The organism is Flavobacterium sp. (assembly GCF_049590715.1).
Taxonomy (GTDB): domain Bacteria; phylum Bacteroidota; class Bacteroidia; order Flavobacteriales; family Flavobacteriaceae; genus Flavobacterium.
This window is the reverse complement of record NZ_JBAWDL010000218.1, coordinates 1-19,224: the sequence shown is the minus strand read 5'-3', so window position 1 is coordinate 19,224 and position 19,224 is coordinate 1. Positions and strand designations below refer to the sequence as shown.

Genomic DNA, 19,224 nt, shown 5'->3' with positions numbered 1-19,224 from the left:
ATTTTACTCTTTCGATATCAAATCCTTCTTCTATGATAGACCAATTGTCTTGTTTTATATAATCTTGATTCATTGTGTTGTATTTTGAAAGTTAGCGTTACTTAAAGCAACGTCTTAACCGATTTTCTTATTGATTAGATTGTCTATAAAGCGTGTTTCGATATGGGTAAAATCCTGAAAAACATATCGCGCTTCATGCAATGTTTTTTCTTCTCCAATGCCTACGCTAATCATTTTTCCAATATTAGCTGCCTGAATTCCTGCAATCGAGTCTTCAAAAACAATAGATTGTTCTGGACTCATCCCTAGTTTTTTGGCAGCAATTAAGAAAACTTCTGGGTCAGGTTTAGCGTTACTAACATCATTTCCGTCAACAATAGCATCAAAATAGGAGAGGATGCCTGTTTTTTCAAGTATCGGTCTCGCATTTTTACTGGCCGATCCTAAAGCGATAGGTTGTTGTTTTTCTTTTAAATATTTCAAAATAGGAAAAACACCTGGAAGAATTTCATTTTCATCCATGTCGACCAAATAGGTTAGGTAGTCTTCATTTTTTTGAATCAACCATTTGTCTTTATCTTCTTGAGATGCTTCTACATTTTCTAGGCCTAAAATGATGTCTAAGGAACGCACTCTGCTGACGCCTTTTAGTAATTCATTGTGTTCTAATGTGAATTCTATTCCTAGTTGATCGGCTATTTTTTTCCAAGCCAGAAAATGATATTTGGCGGTATCTACAATTACTCCATCTAAGTCGAAAATAAAGGCTTTTTTAGTGGTCATAATATTGATTTAATAATCTGATTTTTATTTTTGAGGTATGTGTAAATATAAAAATTTATTTGAAGAATGGGCTTTTAAACAAGTAATTTAAAGGTAAAATTATAACTATCGTGAATTTAGATTCCGTTATTGAAAAAATCATTTATTTGAAGGGAACGAATTGGTTAAAATGCAAAAACCCAATTCTTGCGAATTGGGTTTTTGTTTTAATTGAGAAAATCAATTATGCTTCAACTTCGAATGGAAGGATTGAAACGTATGATTTGTTGTCTCTTTTCTTTTGGAACTTTACAATTCCAGGAACTCTTGCGTGTAATGTATGATCTTTAGAGATGTATACATTTTCTCCTGGGTTGTGTTTAGAACCTCTTTGTCTTACGATGATGTTCCCTGCGATAGCAGCTTGTCCTCCATAAATCTTAACACCTAAACGTTTTGATTCTGATTCTCTACCATTCTTGGAACTACCGACACCTTTCTTGTGAGCCATGACGTATTAGTTTTAATATTGTTATTATTCTTGAGTATCTTCTTTTTTAGCTTTTGGAGCTTTTTTTACTTTTGGAGCTGCCTCTTCAGTAGTTGCTTCAACTGCTGCTTTTTTAGGTGCTGCTTTCTTAGCGCCTGTTGCAGTAATACCTTCAATTACAATTTGAGTAAGATATTGTCTGTGACCGTTTCTCTTTTTGTATCCTTTTCTTCTTTTCTTTTTGAAAATGATAACTTTGTCTCCTTTTAAGTGTTGTAACACTTTAGCTTCTACTGAAGCACCTTCTATAGCTGGGGCGCCTAAAGTTATATTACCATTGTCATCTACTAAAAGAACTTTGTCAAAAGATACTTTTGAACCTTCTTCGTTAGTCAAACGGTGAACATAAACCTTTAAGTCTTTGCTTACTTTGAACTGTTGCCCTGCTATCTCTACGATTGCATACATACTGTGTGATTTATAAATTTTTAAGGATGCAAATATACAATTTAATTTTTACTGTGCAATCACTTAAAATAAAAAATATGCTATTTTGTTTATTGCGTGTATTTCAAGGGGTTGAACTTAAATAATAGCTGTAATTTTTTGCTAAAAAAACCTTTCAAATATTCAATCCTAATGAAAAAAAAGTAATTTTGAAATAATTATTGAGGTACTCAAAATACAATATTTATTAATCCTTATGAAAAAATATATAATGATAGCAACTAGTGCTCTTATGTTGGGTGGAGTCGCTTCGGCACAAAAAATTACATTCGAAGAATATGACCTTGACAACGGCATGCATGTGATTCTACATCAAGACAATTCGGCTCCTGTGGTGGTAACTTCGGTTATGTATCATGTGGGTTCCAAAGATGAAAACCCTAACAAGACTGGTTTTGCACATTTTTTTGAACATTTGCTATTTGAAGGGACAAAGAATATTAAAAGAGGCGAATGGATGAAAATGGTTTCTTCTAATGGAGGAGTTAATAATGCAAATACAACCGAAGATCGTACCTACTATTATGAAGTCTTCCCCTCAAATAGTTTAGAGCTAGGGCTTTGGATGGAATCCGAAAGATTAAGACATCCTGTTATTGGTCAGATAGGGGTAGATACTCAAAAAGGAGTAATCAAGGAAGAGAAAAGATCTCGTTATGACAACCAGCCTTATGGATACGTTATTAATGTAGTCAAAGAAAATATGTTTGTCAATCATCCGTATCGTTGGTCTGTTATTGGTTCGATGGAACATTTGGAATCAGCTAAACTGGAAGATTTTAAGATGTTTAATCAGAAATTCTACGTGCCTAACAATGCTGTTTTAGTCGTAGCTGGAGATTTTAAAAATAAAACGACTAAAGAATGGATTCAGAAATATTTTGGAACTATAAAAAAAGGAGTAGCTATTGAAAGACCTATATATATGGAAGAACCAATTACGCAAACCATAAAAACAAAATACGAAGATCCAAACATTCAAATTCCAATGGTGGTAGCTTCATACAGAACGCCATCGATGAAAACGAGAGATGCGCGTGTTTTGGATTATATTTCTGCTTATTTAAGTGATGGTAAAAGTTCGAAATTATACAAGAAAATCGTAGATCAAAACAAGAGAGCCTTGCAAATTGGAGCGTTTTCATATAGTCAAGAAGATTATGGAATGTATATTATTTACGGTTTGCCTATGCAAGGATTTACGGGTGATGATTTGCTAAAAGAAATTGATGAGGAAATTGTAAAAATCCAAACCGATTTGATTTCTGAAAAAGATTTTCAAAAACTACAAAATCAATTTGAGAACCAATATGTCAACAGTAATTCAAGTGTAGAAGGAATAGCTGAAAATCTAGCTAAATATTATATGTTATATGGCGATGTTAATTTGATTAATACGGAATTCGATATCTATCATTCCATAACGAGAGAGGAAATTCGTGAAGTAGCTGAAAAATATTTGAATCCTAATCAACGATTATTATTAGATTATGTTCCTTCTACTCACGCTCAGAACTAAGTCCGTTATGAAAAACACAAACTTCTTATTCATTTTATTGTTACTTACTGGCATTATGCAAGCACAAAATTATACACAGCCCAAACCGGGGAAGCTACCCGTTGTTAATATAAAGAAACCTCAAACATTTACTTTGCCTAATGGTTTGAAAGTATTAGTGGTTGAAGATCATAAATTGCCTAGAGCAACCTTTAGTCTTTCTTTAGACAATCCTCCTTTTGTAGAAAAAGACAAAAAAGGAGTCGATGATTTAACAAGTAGTTTGATGGGGAATGGAAGTATTAAAATCTCAAAAGACGATTTCAATGAAGAAATTGATTTTTTAGGTGCTTCTATAAGTATAGGTTCTAGTGGTGGTTATGCTAGTACACTTTCAAAGTATGCTCGTCGAGTTTTGGAACTCATGTCCGAAGCGGCATTGTCGCCTAATTTTACTCAAGAAGAATTGGACAAAGAAAAAGCTAAGATAATTGAAAGTTTAAAATCACAAGAGAAAAGTACACCAGCCATTGCTAGCCGTGTGGTAGACGCTTTGGCTTTTGGAAAAGATCATCCTGCTGGAGAATATATTACCGTGGAGTCTATCAATAGAGTGACATTGGATGATGTAAAGAAAAATTATCACACTTATTTTGTTCCTGAAAATGCTTATTTGGTTATCATTGGAGATGTTAAATATAAGGAAGTCAATGCGATGGTTGAAAAGCTTTTTGGGAAATGGGAAAAACGAAGTATCCCAAAACAAAGTTATCCTGATCCTGTAAATGTTCCTTTCATCCAAATCAATTTTGTTGATGTTCCTAATGCTTCTCAGTCTGAAATAGCTTTGGTGAACACTTTGCATTTACAAATGAATGCACCTGATTTTTTTCCTGCAATTCTTGCCACTCAAATTTTAGGAGGAGATTACAATAGCAATCTAAACATGAATTTGCGTGAAGCACATGGATGGACATATGGTGCTAATTCTTCGATTGGAGTAGATAAATATGTGACCAAATTAAAGTCAGCTTCCTCGGTAAGAAATTCAGCAACGGACAGTGCTGTTGTTGAATTTGTTAAAGAAATTAAAAAGATGCGTACCGAAAAAGTGTCGGATAAATTATTACAGGATGTAAAAGCTGGATTCGTAGGTCGATTTGTAATGAGAGTCGAGAAACCCCAAACTATTGCAAGATATGCTTTGAATACAGAAACAGAAGGGCTGCCAAAAGATTTTTACGAAAATTATATTAAGAATATTAATGCTGTAACATCAGAGGATATTCTGAAAGCTGCTAATAAGTATTTCTTAATCGATAATACGAGAATCATTATTACTGGAAAAGGGGAGGAAGTACTTCCTGGTTTAGAGAAACTAAATATTCCAATATTTTATTTTGATAAATTTGGAAACCCAACTGAGAAACCTAAATACTAAAGAGGAAAAAGTTAAGGGTTATTTGTAACTCATAACCCTTAACTCATAATCCATACTATTTCCTAGCCGACAAATAAACCCCAATCAAAATAATAAAAGCGCCAACAAATTGAACTGGTGATAATATTTCATTATCCAACAATCCCCAAAAGAAGGCCACAATCGGAATCAAATACGTAACCGAGGCTGCAAACACAGGAGAGGCCAATTGAATTAGTTTGAAAAAAAGGATATTGGCAATCCCTGTTCCTAGGATTCCTAGTATGAGAATAAAACCCACCGCTTTCTGTACTTTTTCGATGTGAATTTGTGTTTCAAAACCAGTGAAATACAGGATTGTTAAAGCGGGTGCTAAAAGTACAACGAAGTTTCCAGTGGTAATACTCACAGGGCTCAAGTCAGATAGATAGCGTTTTATTAAGTTGACATTAGTAGCGTAACAAAAAGAAGCTACAATAATCAATAATGCGTAGTAATAATTTTGTTCTGGATGGTTTTGAGCACCATTATAAACTAAAAGCGTACTTCCTGTAAGTCCTATAAAAACACCCCAAAGTTGTCTTCTTTGAAAACCAATTCCGAAGAAAATAGCACCAATAACTAAAGTGTTTAATGGCGTTAAAGAGTTTAATATGGACGTTACGGAACTTTCTAATTCTGTTTGAGCAATGGAGAAAAGAAATGCTGGAAAAAAGGTTCCAAATAATGCTGTGATGGCAATGTATTTCCACTTTTGTTTTGGGATTTTTGGTAGACTTTTAAAACCTATCAATAAGAGAAAAAAAGCAGCAAAAATAATCCGTAAAGAACCTACTTGGATTGCTGATAATCCTACTAACCCCTTTTTGATCAAAATAAAAGAACTGCCCCATATCAAAGCAAGAATTGATAAATATATCCATTTCAACTGTTTTGAGTCCATATATTTGTTTATTGGTTAGTTGCAAAAAAAAATAACCGCAAATTACACAAATTCCCACATATTATGGTGTCTAAGTTTTTATTACACAAATTGAAAGCAATTTTTTAAGTTTGTCTTAAGTGCTTTAAAATTATTATACACACTCTATGAAGTATAATTGTTTAAAGCAAATGCACTTGTGAGAATTCACGTAATTTATAATTGTTTTTTTGAAAAAGCTATTTGTTTTTTAAGTCAAAATTGTAATTATTTTATGAATAAACGGTGGTTAATTGAGTAATTTTGTTAATAATTTTAAACACAAACGCATGAAATTTTTAAAATCAATTGGAATGGTAGCTCTCACTGGAGTTTTATTTGTTAGTTGCAAAAAAAACACTGAAGAATGCGAAAAGATAATTCCTCAAAATAAAACAGAGTCTCCTATAGTAAAAAAGGAAATTGCTCCTGAAAATTTACAAGCTGCAACTTTTAAAATTGAAGGGATGACTTGTGCAATAGGTTGCGCTAAAACTATTCAGGAAAACCTTTCAAGTGTAGACGGAGTGCAAACAGCGGAAGTAGATTTTGATAAAAAACTTGCAACTGTTACTTTTGATAAAACGATTCAAAATCAGGCTTCATTGACTCAAATAGTTCAAGCAACTGGAGATGGAACAACATATAAAGTTTCTGATTTTAAATAATAATAGCTTTCAAATTAGTGCTCTCAAGATTTTTCTGTCAGATTACAGCAGATTCATTTGATAAAAAAACGATTAAGATATTAAATTCTTAATCGTTTTTTTTATGGTTATCATAGGGTGACTTAAAATTAAATCTCCTATTGTTATTAAGAAACTAAGTTTCATTTAGTCAAGTGTTCTTAATACTATTTAACCTCTATATGGTTTAGAGAAAAAGAAATTTTTTAATAAATATTATTTCCATTTCAGAGTCTCCATCAATCGTTGCATGTCATTTTTAATATAACTGGCCGCTGGCATAATAGAATCAAAATTAGGTTTAGCATAAAAATAAACCGAACCAGTGATAAAATGTTTGGTACTATCTGTCACGTAAAATTGTGAGTTGGTAGCAGCATTTCCGTTTACCTGGTAAAACATACCATATACTTTTTTATCGGGATTTAGATAAGGTTGTTCTGAGATATCGTCAGCTTTAATAACGTGTTCGTAGGTTAGTTTTTGAGCATCACGTAGTAAGTTGTTGATGTTGCCGTTTATGGGCTTGTAGGTTAGGTAAATGGTTGCTTTCATCTTTGGGTATGAAATGCTAAAACCACAATCTTTTTCGGCTTTGATGATGGCTTTAGAATTTATTTCAAAATCAAAAGGGCAAGTGTTCTCAAATGTTGCATATTGCGCTTCAGGATAGTCTAGTCTTAAATAGCTACCAGGTTTTGGTAGAACGTTGTCTTTGCAACTTAAGATTAATAAGGAAGCAAAAAATAGGAGTAAGTAAACTGTTGTTTTTTTAAGCATTTTTATTTAAAATTTAGTAGCACGCTCAAAGGGGTGGTGTAAAATTAATGAAGAGTTACTTTTATTTGTTTGATGCGTTTTTTGTCAAGTGTTTCAACGGTGAAAAGACAGCTATCGTATGTTATTTTTTGTCCTTTTTTTGGGAAACTACCGGTTATTTCGAGAATAAATCCTGCTAATGTTTCTGCTTCTCCTTTTCTGGATTCAAAAAGATTTTCATCTACATCAATAATTCGGTAAAAGTCCTTTAGATTTATTTTTCCTTCAAAAATATAATTTTTGTCGTCAAGTTGGGAATAATTAACATCTTCATCATCAAATTCATCACTGATATCACCAACAATTTCTTCAATGACATCTTCAAGAGAAACTAATCCTGAGGTTCCACCATATTCATCAACTACAATAGCTAAATGGTTTTTCATATTTTGAAAATCCTTAAGTAGGTTGTCTAGTTTTTTATTTTCAGGTACAAAAAAAGGTTCTCTAATTAATGAGGTCCAGTCAAAGATTGTTTTTGTAATGTGAGGAAGTAAATCTTTTACAAATAGAACTCCTTCAATTTGATCAATATTATCACGGTAAACAGGGATTCTAGAATAGCCTTTTTCAATGATTTTAGGGCAAATATCTTTAAATGTTTCCGTGATTTCAAGTGCAAAAACATCAATCCTAGGACTCATCACTTGCTTGGTGTCAGTGTTTCCAAAGGTTACAATGCCTTCCAGTATCTTTTGTTCTTCGGATGAAGTGTCTTCGGATGAAGTCAGTTCTAAAGCTTGGGAAAGTTGATCAACAGAAAAAATAGTCTTTTGTTTGCCTAATTTATTATGTAAATAAACTGTTGCTCCACGCATAGGGATACTTATTGGTGAAAGGATGTTGTCTAATATTAAAATAGGTAAAGCAATAAATTCAGCAAATTTCACATTATTCCTACTGGCATAAACTTTGGGTAAAATTTCGCCAAAAAGGAGTAATAGGGACGTAACGACAATAACTTCGAGAGTAAATTTTAATACGGGAGAATTAACATTCGAAAACAGATTGCCTCCAATAAAGGAGAATAGAATCACGACTCCTATATTAATAAAATTGTTAGCAACCAAAAGTGTGGCTAAGAGTTTTTTGGGTCGGTCTAGTAGTTCTGCAAGAATTTTGCCTTTGGAATTATTTTCTTGAAGTGAGTCATCAATGTCTTTTTGCGAAAGCGAAAACAAAGCTACTTCAGCACCAGAAACCAATGCTGAAAAAAACAGCAAAGTGATTATTCCAATGAAGCCAAACAATAAATTAGTGTCTATTGTGTATGCAATATTTAAACTGGGCTCTGGGTCCAAATTAAAGAAGATTAGTTAAACAATTAAAACGGCAAATCATTTATTGGTAAGTCGTTATTTTGTGTGTCAAAGTTAGTGTTTTTTGTTGGTTCAGAGGATTGAATTTGTTTGTTGTTTTCAGTGTTCTTTTTTGTTGTCAAAAACGTGAATTCGGTAACTTGAATTTCAGTAGTGTATTTTGTGCTGCCATCATCTGATTGCCATTGTCTTGACTTGATGCGTCCTTCAATGTATATTTTGTCTCCTTTGGATAAGTGTTTTTCACAAATTTCAGCTGCTTTATTTCGAACGACTAAATTATGCCATTCTGTAGAACTGATTTTTTCGTTGGTGGTTTTGTTAATATAAACCTCATTAGTGGCTAAAGAAAATCGACCAATACAATTTCCACCGTCAAAATAATGCATCTTAACATCGTCGCCAAGATAACCAATTAACATTACTTTATTTAATGTGCCGCTCATATTATAATTATGGTATTAATACCATTTAAGTATGAAATTCTCTTAAAGAAAACTCTAAACTTAAAGGTGTGATCTCAAAGATACATTTTTTTTGAAGCTATTTTTAGTCCTTTTCGATAAAATTATGAATTACAATAGGGAACGGAAAACTTTTTAATACTTCTTTGTTGATCCCTTTATCTACTTTCCCTTTTATTTTTATTTCCCAGAATTTAATGTGTAAGTGTTGGTGCGATAATTTATGAATAATGATTTTGTCGTTAAGCTCTAGGATGCTTGTGATGGTGTTCGTTTTGAAGAAGTCATCAGTAATAGCATTGGAGATGTAATCAAAACCTTCTTCTTTTTCAGTTTCAATTAAAGGGAACTCATATAAGTTGTGCCAAATTCCTTTGTGTGTTCGTTTTTGAATTAATGTTTGGTTCTCCTCATCTTGGACTACTAAGTAATTGAAAAAGCGATTTTTTACTTTAAGTTTTTTAGATTTAATAGGTAATTGATCTACTTTCTTTTTTTGTAAAGCGACACAACTATCCTTAAATACACAAACGGAGCAATCTGGGTTTTTAGGAACGCATTGCAGGGCACCAAATTCCATTATGGCTTGATTGAATAGAGCAGGGTTGTCTTTTGGAATTAATGCTGCTGCTAGGGCAGTGAATTCTTTTTTGGTTGCAGTTAATGCAATGTCACTTTCGATGTCAAAATAACGTGACAAAACTCGGAATACATTTCCATCTACAACAGGTATAACTTCATTGTATGCAAATGAGGCAATAGCGGCTGCGGTATATTCACCTACGCCTTTTAAGTTTAATAGGTCTTTATAGTTGTCTGGGAAGACTCCGTTTAAATCAAAGGCGATATGTTGTGCTGTTTTATGAAGATTTCGGGCACGGGAATAATAACCAAGTCCTTGCCATAATTTTAACACTTGCTCTTCATTGGCATTTGCTAAATCAAAAACAGTTGGGAAAGCAGTTGTAAATGATAAAAAATAAGGCAATCCTTGAGCGACTCGCGTCTGTTGAAGCATGATTTCTGACAGCCAAATAGGGTACGGATTGGTGGTGGTTCTCCATGGTAAATCACGCTTATTGTGTAAGTACCAAGAAATTAAAGAGTTATGAAAAATCATTTTTATTTATTTGACGACAAAAGTAAAAGTTTATATGATTAAAATTTAACGATTTAGCTTGATTTATTGTTTTTTAAATTCCTATATTTGCACACTCAAAAAAAATTATTACAAAATAATAAATAGGAAAGAAAATGACGAAAGCAGATATCGTAGCAAAAATTTCAGAAAAACTAGGTCTTGAAAAAGGTGATGTTCAAGCAACAGTTGAAACTTTTATGGAAGAAGTTAAAAATTCTTTGGAAACTGGAGATAATGTATATTTAAGAGGTTTTGGAAGTTTTATCGTAAAAACTAGAGCTGAAAAAACAGGAAGAAACATCTCTAAGAACACTACAATTAAAATCCCTGCACATAATATTCCTGCTTTCAAACCTGCAAAAGTTTTTGTAGAAGGAGTAAAAACGAATAACGAAGCAAAATAATAATAATATTAATCATAAAATCTAAACGATTATGCCAAGTGGTAAAAAAAGAAAAAGACATAAGGTAGCGACTCACAAACGTAAAAAAAGAGCGAGAGCTAACCGTCACAAAAAGAAAAAGTAGTTTATAACTACTTTTTTCTTTTTAAACGTTCATTGAAATTGAGGAAAAGACGAATAGATCAAAGACGAATAGATAATAGACCAAGTCAATCATCTTTTAATCTATTATCTTAAAAGTCTTCTACTCTCCGGGTACAATACCTGTTAAAATATTGTTTAATCCATCCCTATTATTGATTTAGGAATAAGGATTTTTGATTTAGGATTGTAAAATCCCAAATCCCAAATCCCAAATCCCGAATTGAGAGTTCGGATAAAAATTTACAAATGAATAAAGAATTAATCATTCGATCTAGTTCTGATTTCGTAGATTTTGCCTTATTAAAAGATGGAAAACTAATTGAATTACACAAGGAAGAAGAGACAAGCAATTTTCAAGTAGGTGATATTTTTATTGCCAAAATAAGAAAACCTGTTGCTGGACTTAATGCTGCTTTTGTAAATGTAGGCTTTGAAAAAGATGCCTTTTTACATTATCATGATTTAGGACCTAATTTATCTTCCCAACTGAAATTCATAAAACTTGTAAGCGCAGGTAAATTAAAAGATTTCTCCCTAAAAAACTTTCAGTTTGAAAAAGAGATAGAAAAAGACGGTACAATTACTAATGTAATTAATGCTAATCAATCTATTCTTGTACAAGTAGTAAAAGAACCAATATCAACCAAAGGACCAAGGATTAGCGCTGAGCTTTCCCTTGCCGGACGTTTTATTGTTTTGGTGCCTTTTTCTGACCGTGTTTCTATTTCTCAAAAAATAGAGAACAAAAAAGAAAAAGACAGACTCAAAAAACTTGTACAATCAATCAAGCCGAAGGGATTTGGTGTTATTGTTAGAACAGTAGCCGAAGGCAAAAATACAGCCGAATTAGAAAAAGATTTGCAGAACCTGCTTAGCAGATGGAATGCAATGTGTAAAAAATTACCAACTGCTCATCATCCATCCAAAGTATTAGGAGAACTCAATAGAGCTTCCTCAATATTAAGAGATGTGTTTAATGATACCTTTAGTGGTATTCAAATTGATGATGAAGAGTTGTACAACCAAACAAAGGATTATTTGCAAGAAATTGCACCTTCAAAACAATCAATTGTTAAGTTTTATCAATCAAAGGACACACCTATTTTTGAGAAATACAACATAGAGAGACAAATCAAAACATCTTTTGGGAAAACAGTTTCCATGAGTAAAGGGGCTTATCTTATTATTGAACATACCGAAGCTTTGCACGTCATTGACGTCAATAGTGGGAACCGTTCTAATAAAGCCACTAATCAAGAGGATACTGCCATGGAGGTCAACATGATTGCCGCAGCTGAAATCGCTAGACAATTGCGTCTACGTGACATGGGTGGGATTATTGTTATTGATTTTATCGATATGTCTAATCCTGAAAATCGTAAAGTCTTATTCGACTTCTTAAGAGAAGAAATGAACGACGATAAAGCAAAACACAAGATTTTACCTCCAAGTAAATTTGGATTAGTTCAAATTACAAGGCAAAGGGTAAGACCAGAAGTTAATATTAAAACTAGAGAAGAAGATCCTAACAATGGTAATGGCGAAATTGAAGCGCCAATATTAATCATTGATAAAATCAATTCGGATTTAGAAAGAGTATTAAAAACCCACAAAAATGTTGTGCTTAATGTACATCCATTTGTGGCTGCATACCTCAGTAAAGGTTTTCCATCATTACGTTCAAAATGGTTTTTTGAACATAAAAAATGGGTGAAAATCATACCACGTGACGCTTACACGTATTTAGAATATCATTTCTTTGACAAAAAAGGAAATGTTATAAAAGAATAAACATAAACCGCTTTTCGTGAGATTAGCGGTTTTTTTGTGTCCTTATGCGAAATATTTAGAGTTGTTTTTTTTGGAGCTAATCCAGCTGTCCGCTATATCTTTTTCTGGCTGAAAAAGCCAGAAAAAGGATGCCGCTTCCATCTGGGCTAGGAAATCGTATTCAAAAGCATTTTGTTGTTTGATGAAAAAAATCAGCCTTTTTTCAGCCACCCAGTCACACTCATTCTGCGTTCATTAGTAATAAGTACTTCATGTTCGAGCTCATTGCTTTTGAAAAACACGGTTTTACCTTGTGTAGGTGAAATGCTTTGGTTGTTGTTCAATTGATGGATATAAAGCTCTCCACCATCTTTAGTTTGCCAATTAGGGTTGAGGTAGCTAATCATTGAGAATTGTCGGCTGGAGTTGTCTTTAAACTGGTCGAGGTGTTTTTTGTAAAAATCACCCGCTTCGTATAATGAATAGTGAAATTCATAATCAGTGATCCCCGCATAACAACTTTGATTAAGGTAAAGTACAAAAGCATCCATTTTTTCGAAAAAATTATTTTCGTGTGGGTCGTTATGCTTTTTATCAAGCCAGTATATAGTGTCTCGACGTATTTTAGAATTAAGTTGTAGCTTTTGGTCATTGCCAATACCCGCTTCTTGTAAAAGTTGGTTTGCCTCGAGTGTCATGATATTTTGGGCAAGCTGTTGGCATAATTCATCACTTAAAAAATCATTGGCAATGCCAACTTTGTTCTCAATGTAACTTGCAATCAAGGTTTCAAAAGTATTTTCCATCTTTTTATTATACTTGATTTGACAAGTTTTTTTTCAAGGTAGTCGTTTATGGTTCATTTAAAATTTTTTCGTACAAATTAGAATCATAATTTTTTATTAATTCATACATTTTTTAGAAAAAGAATCTTAAATTTGAGAGAAATCAATTTAAAATTAGATATATGAAAATTCAATTTAATACAGACAAAAACATAGAAGGTCACGAAAGATTAGAAACTTATTTTACAGCAGAACTAGAAAAATCCTTAGCTCGTTTTGAAGACAAAGTAACTCGATTTGAGGTGCATCTTGGAGATGAAAATAGTGCTAAAAGCGGTGTTGATGACAAGCGTTGTGTAATTGAGGCACGTCCAGTGGGATTGCAACCTATTGCGGTTACAGCTCATGCTGATAGTATAGAAAAAGCATTTTTCTTAGCTTCTGATAAAATTAAGAAAGCATTGACAACGGCTTTTGAAAAACAAAAGGTACACTAAAATAAAAAGCCACAGATTGAGATATTGTAAGGTTTTAAAAATAAACAACATTTGTAATTTCTCAATTTGTGGCTAGATAAAATCGGATAATTTCTTTATCTGTTAATGGAATAAAAGCAATTGTTAATTCAGGAAAAGCAGTCTAAAAAATATTTTAGGTTGCTTTTTTTTTGCTTAAAATTCTAATTTTTAATGTATTAGATTATTTGTCAAATAGTAAATCTGCTAAGGGCTTATCTCTATCATAGATGTCGTCATAAAAATGGAGATCGCCTTTCGTGTCAACCCAGGCGGTAAAGTAGCCAATATAGACAGGGATTTTGTTTTTGAGGGTATACCAAGATTCCTTGCCTTTGTGCATGGCTTTATTAATTTTTTCAGGCGTCCAATTAGGATCCTCTTTTAGAATAACTTCAGCCAGCTCTTTTGGTTTTTCGACGCGGATGCATCCGTGGCTAAAAGCGCGGTCACGACGACTAAACAAATGCTTAGATGGAGTGTCATGCAAATAAATTGAATTTGAATTAGGAAACAAAAATTTGATCAGCCCTAGAGAGTTTTTAGGCCCTGGTTTTTGGCGCACATGACCTTCGTTCCATTCCATATTATGTTTGGCGAGATAGTCAGGGTCTTTTTCAATTCCAGGTTTGATTTCGTTTTTGATGATGCTGTAAGGTACATTCCAGTACGGGCTAAAGACGATATAACGCATAGGTGCACTAAAAATAACGGTTTTATTAAGTGTCTTTCCTACGACAACATTCGATTTAAAACTAGGTTTTCCATCTTTAAAATAAGTAAGTTCGTAAGCGGGAATGTTCACGGCTATCAATTCTTTTGCTTTAGTAACGTCCTTGGCAATCCAGCGACAACGTTCCATGTTGACAATGATTGTTTTAATACGATCAGTAACCGGAATGTTTAAGATTTTTAAATGTGAAGGTAAGATTATAGTACTTGAGGTATTCTGGGTTTGTCTTTTGAATTCTAAAACGCCTTTTGTTAATTCATCATCATAAATAGCACTTTTTGAATCGTTTTTTAGTTCTCCAGTCAGGAATAATCTAGTTCTTAGTTGAGCAATGGCACGAGAACTATCACCTACATTGAGGGATTTAACAGCTGAATCTAATACTATTGTTTCCCATCCGCCTTTTTTCTCAATTTGGCGATAGTTTTTTAATACTTTTTTCAGGAGATAGTATTGTGCAAATAATCCATTTTCTTCTTTTTTAATCAATGAAGGGTTTACTAAAAGAGAATCGAGGTACTTGCTGTACGATTGTTTTTCTCTTGGTAGGAACCATTCCATTTGGTTAGTTTTTTCAGTATCGAGCCCTTGATATACTTTATCCACATAAAAGAAATACATTGAGGTATTTAATAACTCAGTGGTTACATTGGGTTTTTGTGAGGCTGGAGCAATTTCATAAATGGAATCCAGTTTTTGTCGGTAAGGAATGCTGGTAAGTACACCTTCTTCTTCAATGTTGATGATTTTATTGTGCAACAAACTACCAAATTCATTCACTCCTTTTTTATCGTACCATACATAATGATACTGGTGTTTTTGATAAAGTTCACGAACTTCATTCTGATATTTTTCTAATAAAGGATGTTTTTTGAAAAATGTTGTAACCATAGTGCTGTCAAAAGAAGGATGGCTGTCTTCGGGAATTTCTTCTAGAGCGGTTGATCCTGCTTTATCATTTATTTTTTTGCATGAAATAGCAACTAATAATATTAGATTTACGAAAATAAAAAGTAAAGACTTCTTCATAAAGTTGTAATTTATATAATATATCCTTGTAAAAATACATCAAAAAACCACTAATTCTAAATAATAGATATTTAGGAAATAGTTTTTTTTGATGCAACAATAATTGTACCTTTTTGTTTATTAATATGCTGAAGATTTATTTTTGGGTTCTATTATTAATTAATAACTATGAAGTCTATCTTGTATTAGAATGTAATTTGGTGAATTGTTTTGGCGGATTATTCTCAGGAAATGGACGTTTTTAATTTTAAAAACGAAATCTAAGATAATTGTATTCTCAGAAAAATAACAAAATGTTTGATTTTTACTCATTTTATTTTGTCTTAAAAGTGATTGTGTTGCTGATTTAGAGGTGAAATATTTTTTGTTGCCAAAAAATCTTGTAATAATTGAAAAAAAATAAATTATTTTTAACTTTGCCCCCTAAATTAATGGGGTAAAATTAATAAAAATGAAAATAGAGAAACGTTGGGTTATTTCCTTTATGATTATTAGTTTGGTTTGTGTTACAGGTGCTTTTTGGACAGAGGGATCTGAACCTCGTGCTATAATAGCTCAATTTGGAACTTTGGATCAAATTGTTCCTGCCGATGTGGCTTGGATGCTTACTTCTTGTTGTTTGGTGCTAATCATGACTCCTGGACTTTCGTTCTTTTACGGTGGTATGGTAGGTAAGAAGAATGTGATTTCAACCATGTTACAAAGTTTTATTTGTATGGGAGTGGTTACTTTGATATGGGTTGTAGTTGGGTTTAGTTTGGCCTTTGGGGAGCCTATTGGTGTTCAGATAGGGGATGGCTTCTATAGTTTTGTTGGAGACCCTACTTCATTTGCCTTTATGGATTATGTTAATATATTACCTCATAAAAATATTGCAACTACAGTCCCTTTTATGCTGTTTGCTTTGTTTCAAATGAAATTTGCGGTGATTGCACCCGCAATTATAACGGGTTCTTTTGCGGAACGCGTTCGTTTTATTTCGTATTTACTTTTTATTTGTTTGTTTACCATCTTTATATATGCACCACTTTGTCATTCTGTTTGGTATCCAACAGGGATTTTAGGATCTTACTTTGGTGTGAAAGATTTTGCTGGAGGAACTGTGGTTCATATGAGTGCAGGTTTTGCGGCTCTTGCAGGAGTAATGGTTTTAGGTAAAAGAAATAATAGCAATCACGTACCTACAAACATTCCTTTCGTTTTATTAGGAACGGGGATGTTGTGGTTTGGGTGGATTGGTTTCAATGCAGGTTCATCTTTAGAAGCTAATGGTGTAGCGGCTATGGCTTTTGCTACCACAACTACAGCATCGGCAGCAGCGATGTTGACGTGGATTTTCTTTGATCGATTGAATGGAAGAAAAGTTTCTGCCCTTGGAGCTTGTATTGGAGCAGTAGTAGGATTGGTTTCTATTACTCCAGCAGCGGGATATGTATCGGTTCCTGAAAGTATGTTTTTTGGATTCATAACTGCAATAGTTTCTAATTATTTGGTGCATTGTAATCTATTACTAAAAGTAGATGATACACTGGATGTTTTTGCTTGTCATGGTGTAGGAGGAATTATGGGTATGATTTTAACCGCTATTTTTGCACATGGTGAAGATGCTAGTTTATTACATGGTGGCTGGGGTGTTTTTGGTCATCATATGGCAGCGTTAGTATTGGTTTCCATATTTACTTTTTGTGGTGCTTATTTGTTATTCAAAATAACAAATAGAATTATTCCAATGCGGGTTTCTGAGGAATCTGAGGGTATTGGATTGGATATCTCCCAACACGATGAGACATTGTTTCCTATTGAATGCTCTGAATAGTTGTCTTAGACATGATTTTTAAACACAAAATACACTAATATTTCACTAAGGACACAAGGGTTTTTACTGCAAAGACACTAAGGGACTAAGAAGAAAAGGGACTAAGAGATTTTTTAAATTTCTTTGATTTCTCCAATCAGTGTTCGTTTTTTTACCGCAAAGCGAATAAAGATTTTTTGAATTTCTTTAATTTCTAAGATTTGTGTTCCTGTAACATCAGTATTTTTTTTAAATCAATACAATCTGTGGACTAAATATCCTGCAAGGCAAACCTTTGCAGATAAATAATTAGCACTCATACCCCACGGTCTTATATATTTCCTTAATTTTGCGCAAATATTTAAAAAATCGTGGGAAGTAAAAATAAATTAAAAAGATTCAGGGAAAACGAAACCTTTAATAACGTTTTTCAACCAACAAGAGAAGAAGTAGTAGGCAATTTGTTTCCTTTAAGAGGGAAGTGGAATTCAGAATTCTTCAAAAATGACAATCCAATTGTTCTTGAATTAGGTTGTGGAAAAGGAGAGTACTCTGTAGGGCTTGCTGAAAGATATCCTAATAAAAACTTTGTTGGAATCGATATCAAAGGAGCTCGTTTCTGGCGTGGTGCCAAAACAGCCGTTGACACTGGATTGCATAATGTAGCATTTGTCCGTACCCAAATAGAGTTAATCAATCATGTTTTTGCTGAAAACGAAGTGGACGAAATCTGGATTACTTTTCCAGATCCACAAATCAAATACAAAAGAACTAAACACCGTATGACTAATTCGGAGTTTTTGAAATTGTATAAAAAGATCCTCAAAAGAGATGGCGTGATGAACCTCAAAACCGATAGTGAATTCATGCACGGATACACGTTAGGATTGCTGCATGGTGAAGGTCACGAAGTATTGTATGCAAACCATAACGTGTATGTAAACGAAGGAAGTCCTGAGGAAGTAACGGCATTCCAAACTTTTTACGAAAAACAATATTTAGAAATAAACAAAGCAATTACGTATATTAGATTTAAAATCAAGGACTAATAAAAGTTTTTAGAGATTTTATAACGTTTGATAAAAACTAATGAATTTTATTATTCCCTTATTTTTTGGTTTCATTTCAGCAGTCGTAGGGATTCTTCCGCCAGGATTAATCAATATGACAGCCGCAAAAGTGAATTTAAAAGAAGGGAAGAAAAATGCTTATTGGTTTGTTCTAGGTGCGGTAACCATTATATTTTTTCAGGTCTATTTAGCTATTTTTTTTGCTCGTGTCATCGATGCACGTCCTGATATTATTATTATGCTTCGCGAAATAGGTTTTGTGGTTTTTACGCTGCTAACTATTTATTTTTTGGCTATAGCCAAAAAGCCAAAAATTAAAAAAACAAAAATTAAAAAAAAGAGCCAAAAGAAACGTTTCTTTCTAGGGGTGTTACTGTCGGCTCTTAATTTTTTTCCTATTCCCTATTATGTTTTTGTCAGTGTGACCTTGTCATCCTATCAGCTTTTCTCTTTTCTAACAAGTTCTGTATTGGTGTTTGTTAGTGGGGTTGTGTTGGGTTCTGCTTTGGTTTTTTATTTCTATATTTCTTTTTTTCAAAAGATAGAATCAAAAGCGGATTACCTTTTGAAAAACATGAATAAGATTATAGGAAGTATCACTGGATTAATTTCAATAGTTGCCTTATTTAATATTGTAAGGTATTATTGGGGAGTATAATCCTATTCTCTAAAAGCTTATTTTCATGGATACTACTAATTTTTTCGAACGTGTGTATGTTGTAGTTAAACAAATTCCTTTTGGTAAAGTAACTTCTTATGGCGCTATTGCTAAAGCTTTGGGTGCGGCTCGTTCAGCTAGAATGGTAGTTTGGGCAATGAATGCTTCACATAGTCGAGAAGATATTCCAGCACATCGCGTCGTAAACCGAAAAGGGCTACTCACTGGAAAACATCATTTTGATGGTACCAACC

Annotated in this window: 20 protein-coding genes; 10 read left to right on the top strand and 10 right to left on the bottom strand. The window is 33.1% G+C overall.

Annotation, left to right across the window (positions count from 1 at the left end; translation table 11 throughout):
- Window positions 1-114: 114 nt before the first annotated feature.
- The 3 genes from pgmB to rplU form a co-directional block, all read right to left on the bottom strand.
- Window positions 115-783 carry a beta-phosphoglucomutase gene (gene pgmB, locus WBQ70_RS10150; protein ID WP_423913658.1) on the bottom strand — a complete coding sequence of 223 codons (669 nt, stop codon included), beginning with the start codon at window positions 781-783 and terminating at the stop codon, window positions 115-117.
- Between the two features lie 223 nt (window positions 784-1,006).
- A complete protein-coding gene (rpmA, locus tag WBQ70_RS10145; protein ID WP_423913657.1) occupies window positions 1,007-1,273 on the bottom strand; it encodes a 50S ribosomal protein L27 in 267 nt (88 codons plus the stop codon).
- Window positions 1,274-1,297: 24 nt separating this feature from the next.
- Window positions 1,298-1,720, bottom strand: a complete 423-nt coding sequence (gene rplU, locus WBQ70_RS10140) for a 50S ribosomal protein L21 (RefSeq protein WP_423913654.1) — start codon at window positions 1,718-1,720, stop codon at window positions 1,298-1,300.
- 235 nt (window positions 1,721-1,955) lie between these two features.
- On the opposite strand from rplU, the gene WBQ70_RS10135 reads away from it, so the two are divergent.
- Window positions 1,956-3,278: a M16 family metallopeptidase gene (locus tag WBQ70_RS10135; RefSeq protein ID WP_423913653.1), complete on the top strand. Its 1,323-nt coding sequence runs from the start codon at window positions 1,956-1,958 to the stop codon at window positions 3,276-3,278.
- A gap of 7 nt (window positions 3,279-3,285) precedes the next feature.
- Complete coding sequence (locus tag WBQ70_RS10130) at window positions 3,286-4,698, top strand: M16 family metallopeptidase (protein ID WP_423913650.1); 1,413 nt, start codon at window positions 3,286-3,288, stop codon at window positions 4,696-4,698.
- Between the two features lie 55 nt (window positions 4,699-4,753).
- Here WBQ70_RS10130 and WBQ70_RS10125 read toward each other — a convergent pair whose 3' ends face one another.
- Window positions 4,754-5,620, bottom strand: coding sequence for a DMT family transporter (locus WBQ70_RS10125; RefSeq protein ID WP_423913648.1), 867 nt, complete (start codon window positions 5,618-5,620; stop codon window positions 4,754-4,756).
- A gap of 308 nt (window positions 5,621-5,928) precedes the next feature.
- Between WBQ70_RS10125 and WBQ70_RS10120 the strand changes: the two genes are divergently transcribed.
- The gene (locus tag WBQ70_RS10120) at window positions 5,929-6,306 is read left to right on the top strand and encodes a heavy-metal-associated domain-containing protein (RefSeq protein ID WP_423913645.1); all 378 of its coding nucleotides are present in this window, start codon (window positions 5,929-5,931) and stop codon (window positions 6,304-6,306) included.
- A gap of 234 nt (window positions 6,307-6,540) precedes the next feature.
- On the opposite strand, the gene gldD is transcribed toward WBQ70_RS10120, so the two are convergent.
- The 4 genes from gldD to mutY form a co-directional block, all read right to left on the bottom strand.
- Window positions 6,541-7,104 (bottom strand): gliding motility lipoprotein GldD, encoded by a 564-nt coding sequence (gldD, locus tag WBQ70_RS10115; protein ID WP_423913642.1) that lies wholly within the window; start codon window positions 7,102-7,104, stop codon window positions 6,541-6,543.
- Window positions 7,105-7,148: 44 nt separating this feature from the next.
- Window positions 7,149-8,444 (bottom strand): gliding motility-associated protein GldE, encoded by a 1,296-nt coding sequence (locus WBQ70_RS10110; protein WP_423913641.1) that lies wholly within the window; start codon window positions 8,442-8,444, stop codon window positions 7,149-7,151.
- Between the two features lie 23 nt (window positions 8,445-8,467).
- A complete protein-coding gene (locus tag WBQ70_RS10105; protein WP_423913638.1) occupies window positions 8,468-8,908 on the bottom strand; it encodes a single-stranded DNA-binding protein in 441 nt (146 codons plus the stop codon).
- Window positions 8,909-9,011: 103 nt separating this feature from the next.
- Entirely contained in the window at window positions 9,012-10,046 is a 1,035-nt protein-coding gene (gene mutY, locus WBQ70_RS10100; protein WP_423913636.1) for an A/G-specific adenine glycosylase, read from the bottom strand.
- 134 nt (window positions 10,047-10,180) lie between these two features.
- On the opposite strand from mutY, the gene WBQ70_RS10095 reads away from it, so the two are divergent.
- Window positions 10,181-10,471, top strand: a complete 291-nt coding sequence (locus tag WBQ70_RS10095; protein WP_108739332.1) for an HU family DNA-binding protein — start codon at window positions 10,181-10,183, stop codon at window positions 10,469-10,471.
- 390 nt (window positions 10,472-10,861) lie between these two features.
- Window positions 10,862-12,406: an Rne/Rng family ribonuclease gene (locus tag WBQ70_RS10090; RefSeq protein ID WP_423913632.1), complete on the top strand. Its 1,545-nt coding sequence runs from the start codon at window positions 10,862-10,864 to the stop codon at window positions 12,404-12,406.
- A 191-nt stretch (window positions 12,407-12,597) separates the two neighbouring features.
- Here WBQ70_RS10090 and WBQ70_RS10085 read toward each other — a convergent pair whose 3' ends face one another.
- Window positions 12,598-13,191: a 2OG-Fe(II) oxygenase gene (locus tag WBQ70_RS10085; protein ID WP_423913630.1), complete on the bottom strand. Its 594-nt coding sequence runs from the start codon at window positions 13,189-13,191 to the stop codon at window positions 12,598-12,600.
- Between the two features lie 161 nt (window positions 13,192-13,352).
- On the opposite strand from WBQ70_RS10085, the gene WBQ70_RS10080 reads away from it, so the two are divergent.
- Entirely contained in the window at window positions 13,353-13,667 is a 315-nt protein-coding gene (locus WBQ70_RS10080; RefSeq protein WP_423913627.1) for an HPF/RaiA family ribosome-associated protein, read from the top strand.
- A 202-nt stretch (window positions 13,668-13,869) separates the two neighbouring features.
- Here WBQ70_RS10080 and WBQ70_RS10075 read toward each other — a convergent pair whose 3' ends face one another.
- Entirely contained in the window at window positions 13,870-15,447 is a 1,578-nt protein-coding gene (locus WBQ70_RS10075) for a L,D-transpeptidase family protein (RefSeq protein WP_423913624.1), read from the bottom strand.
- A 451-nt stretch (window positions 15,448-15,898) separates the two neighbouring features.
- Between WBQ70_RS10075 and WBQ70_RS10070 the strand changes: the two genes are divergently transcribed.
- The 4 genes from WBQ70_RS10070 to WBQ70_RS10055 form a co-directional block, all read left to right on the top strand.
- Window positions 15,899-17,263: an ammonium transporter gene (locus WBQ70_RS10070; protein ID WP_423913621.1), complete on the top strand. Its 1,365-nt coding sequence runs from the start codon at window positions 15,899-15,901 to the stop codon at window positions 17,261-17,263.
- Between the two features lie 350 nt (window positions 17,264-17,613).
- Window positions 17,614-18,291, top strand: a complete 678-nt coding sequence (gene trmB / locus WBQ70_RS10065) for a tRNA (guanosine(46)-N7)-methyltransferase TrmB (protein ID WP_423913619.1) — start codon at window positions 17,614-17,616, stop codon at window positions 18,289-18,291.
- A 40-nt stretch (window positions 18,292-18,331) separates the two neighbouring features.
- Window positions 18,332-18,970: a LysE family transporter gene (locus WBQ70_RS10060; protein WP_423913617.1), complete on the top strand. Its 639-nt coding sequence runs from the start codon at window positions 18,332-18,334 to the stop codon at window positions 18,968-18,970.
- 25 nt (window positions 18,971-18,995) lie between these two features.
- Window positions 18,996-19,224 (top strand): MGMT family protein (locus WBQ70_RS10055; RefSeq protein WP_423913615.1); only part of this gene is annotated, 229 nt, incomplete at its 3' end.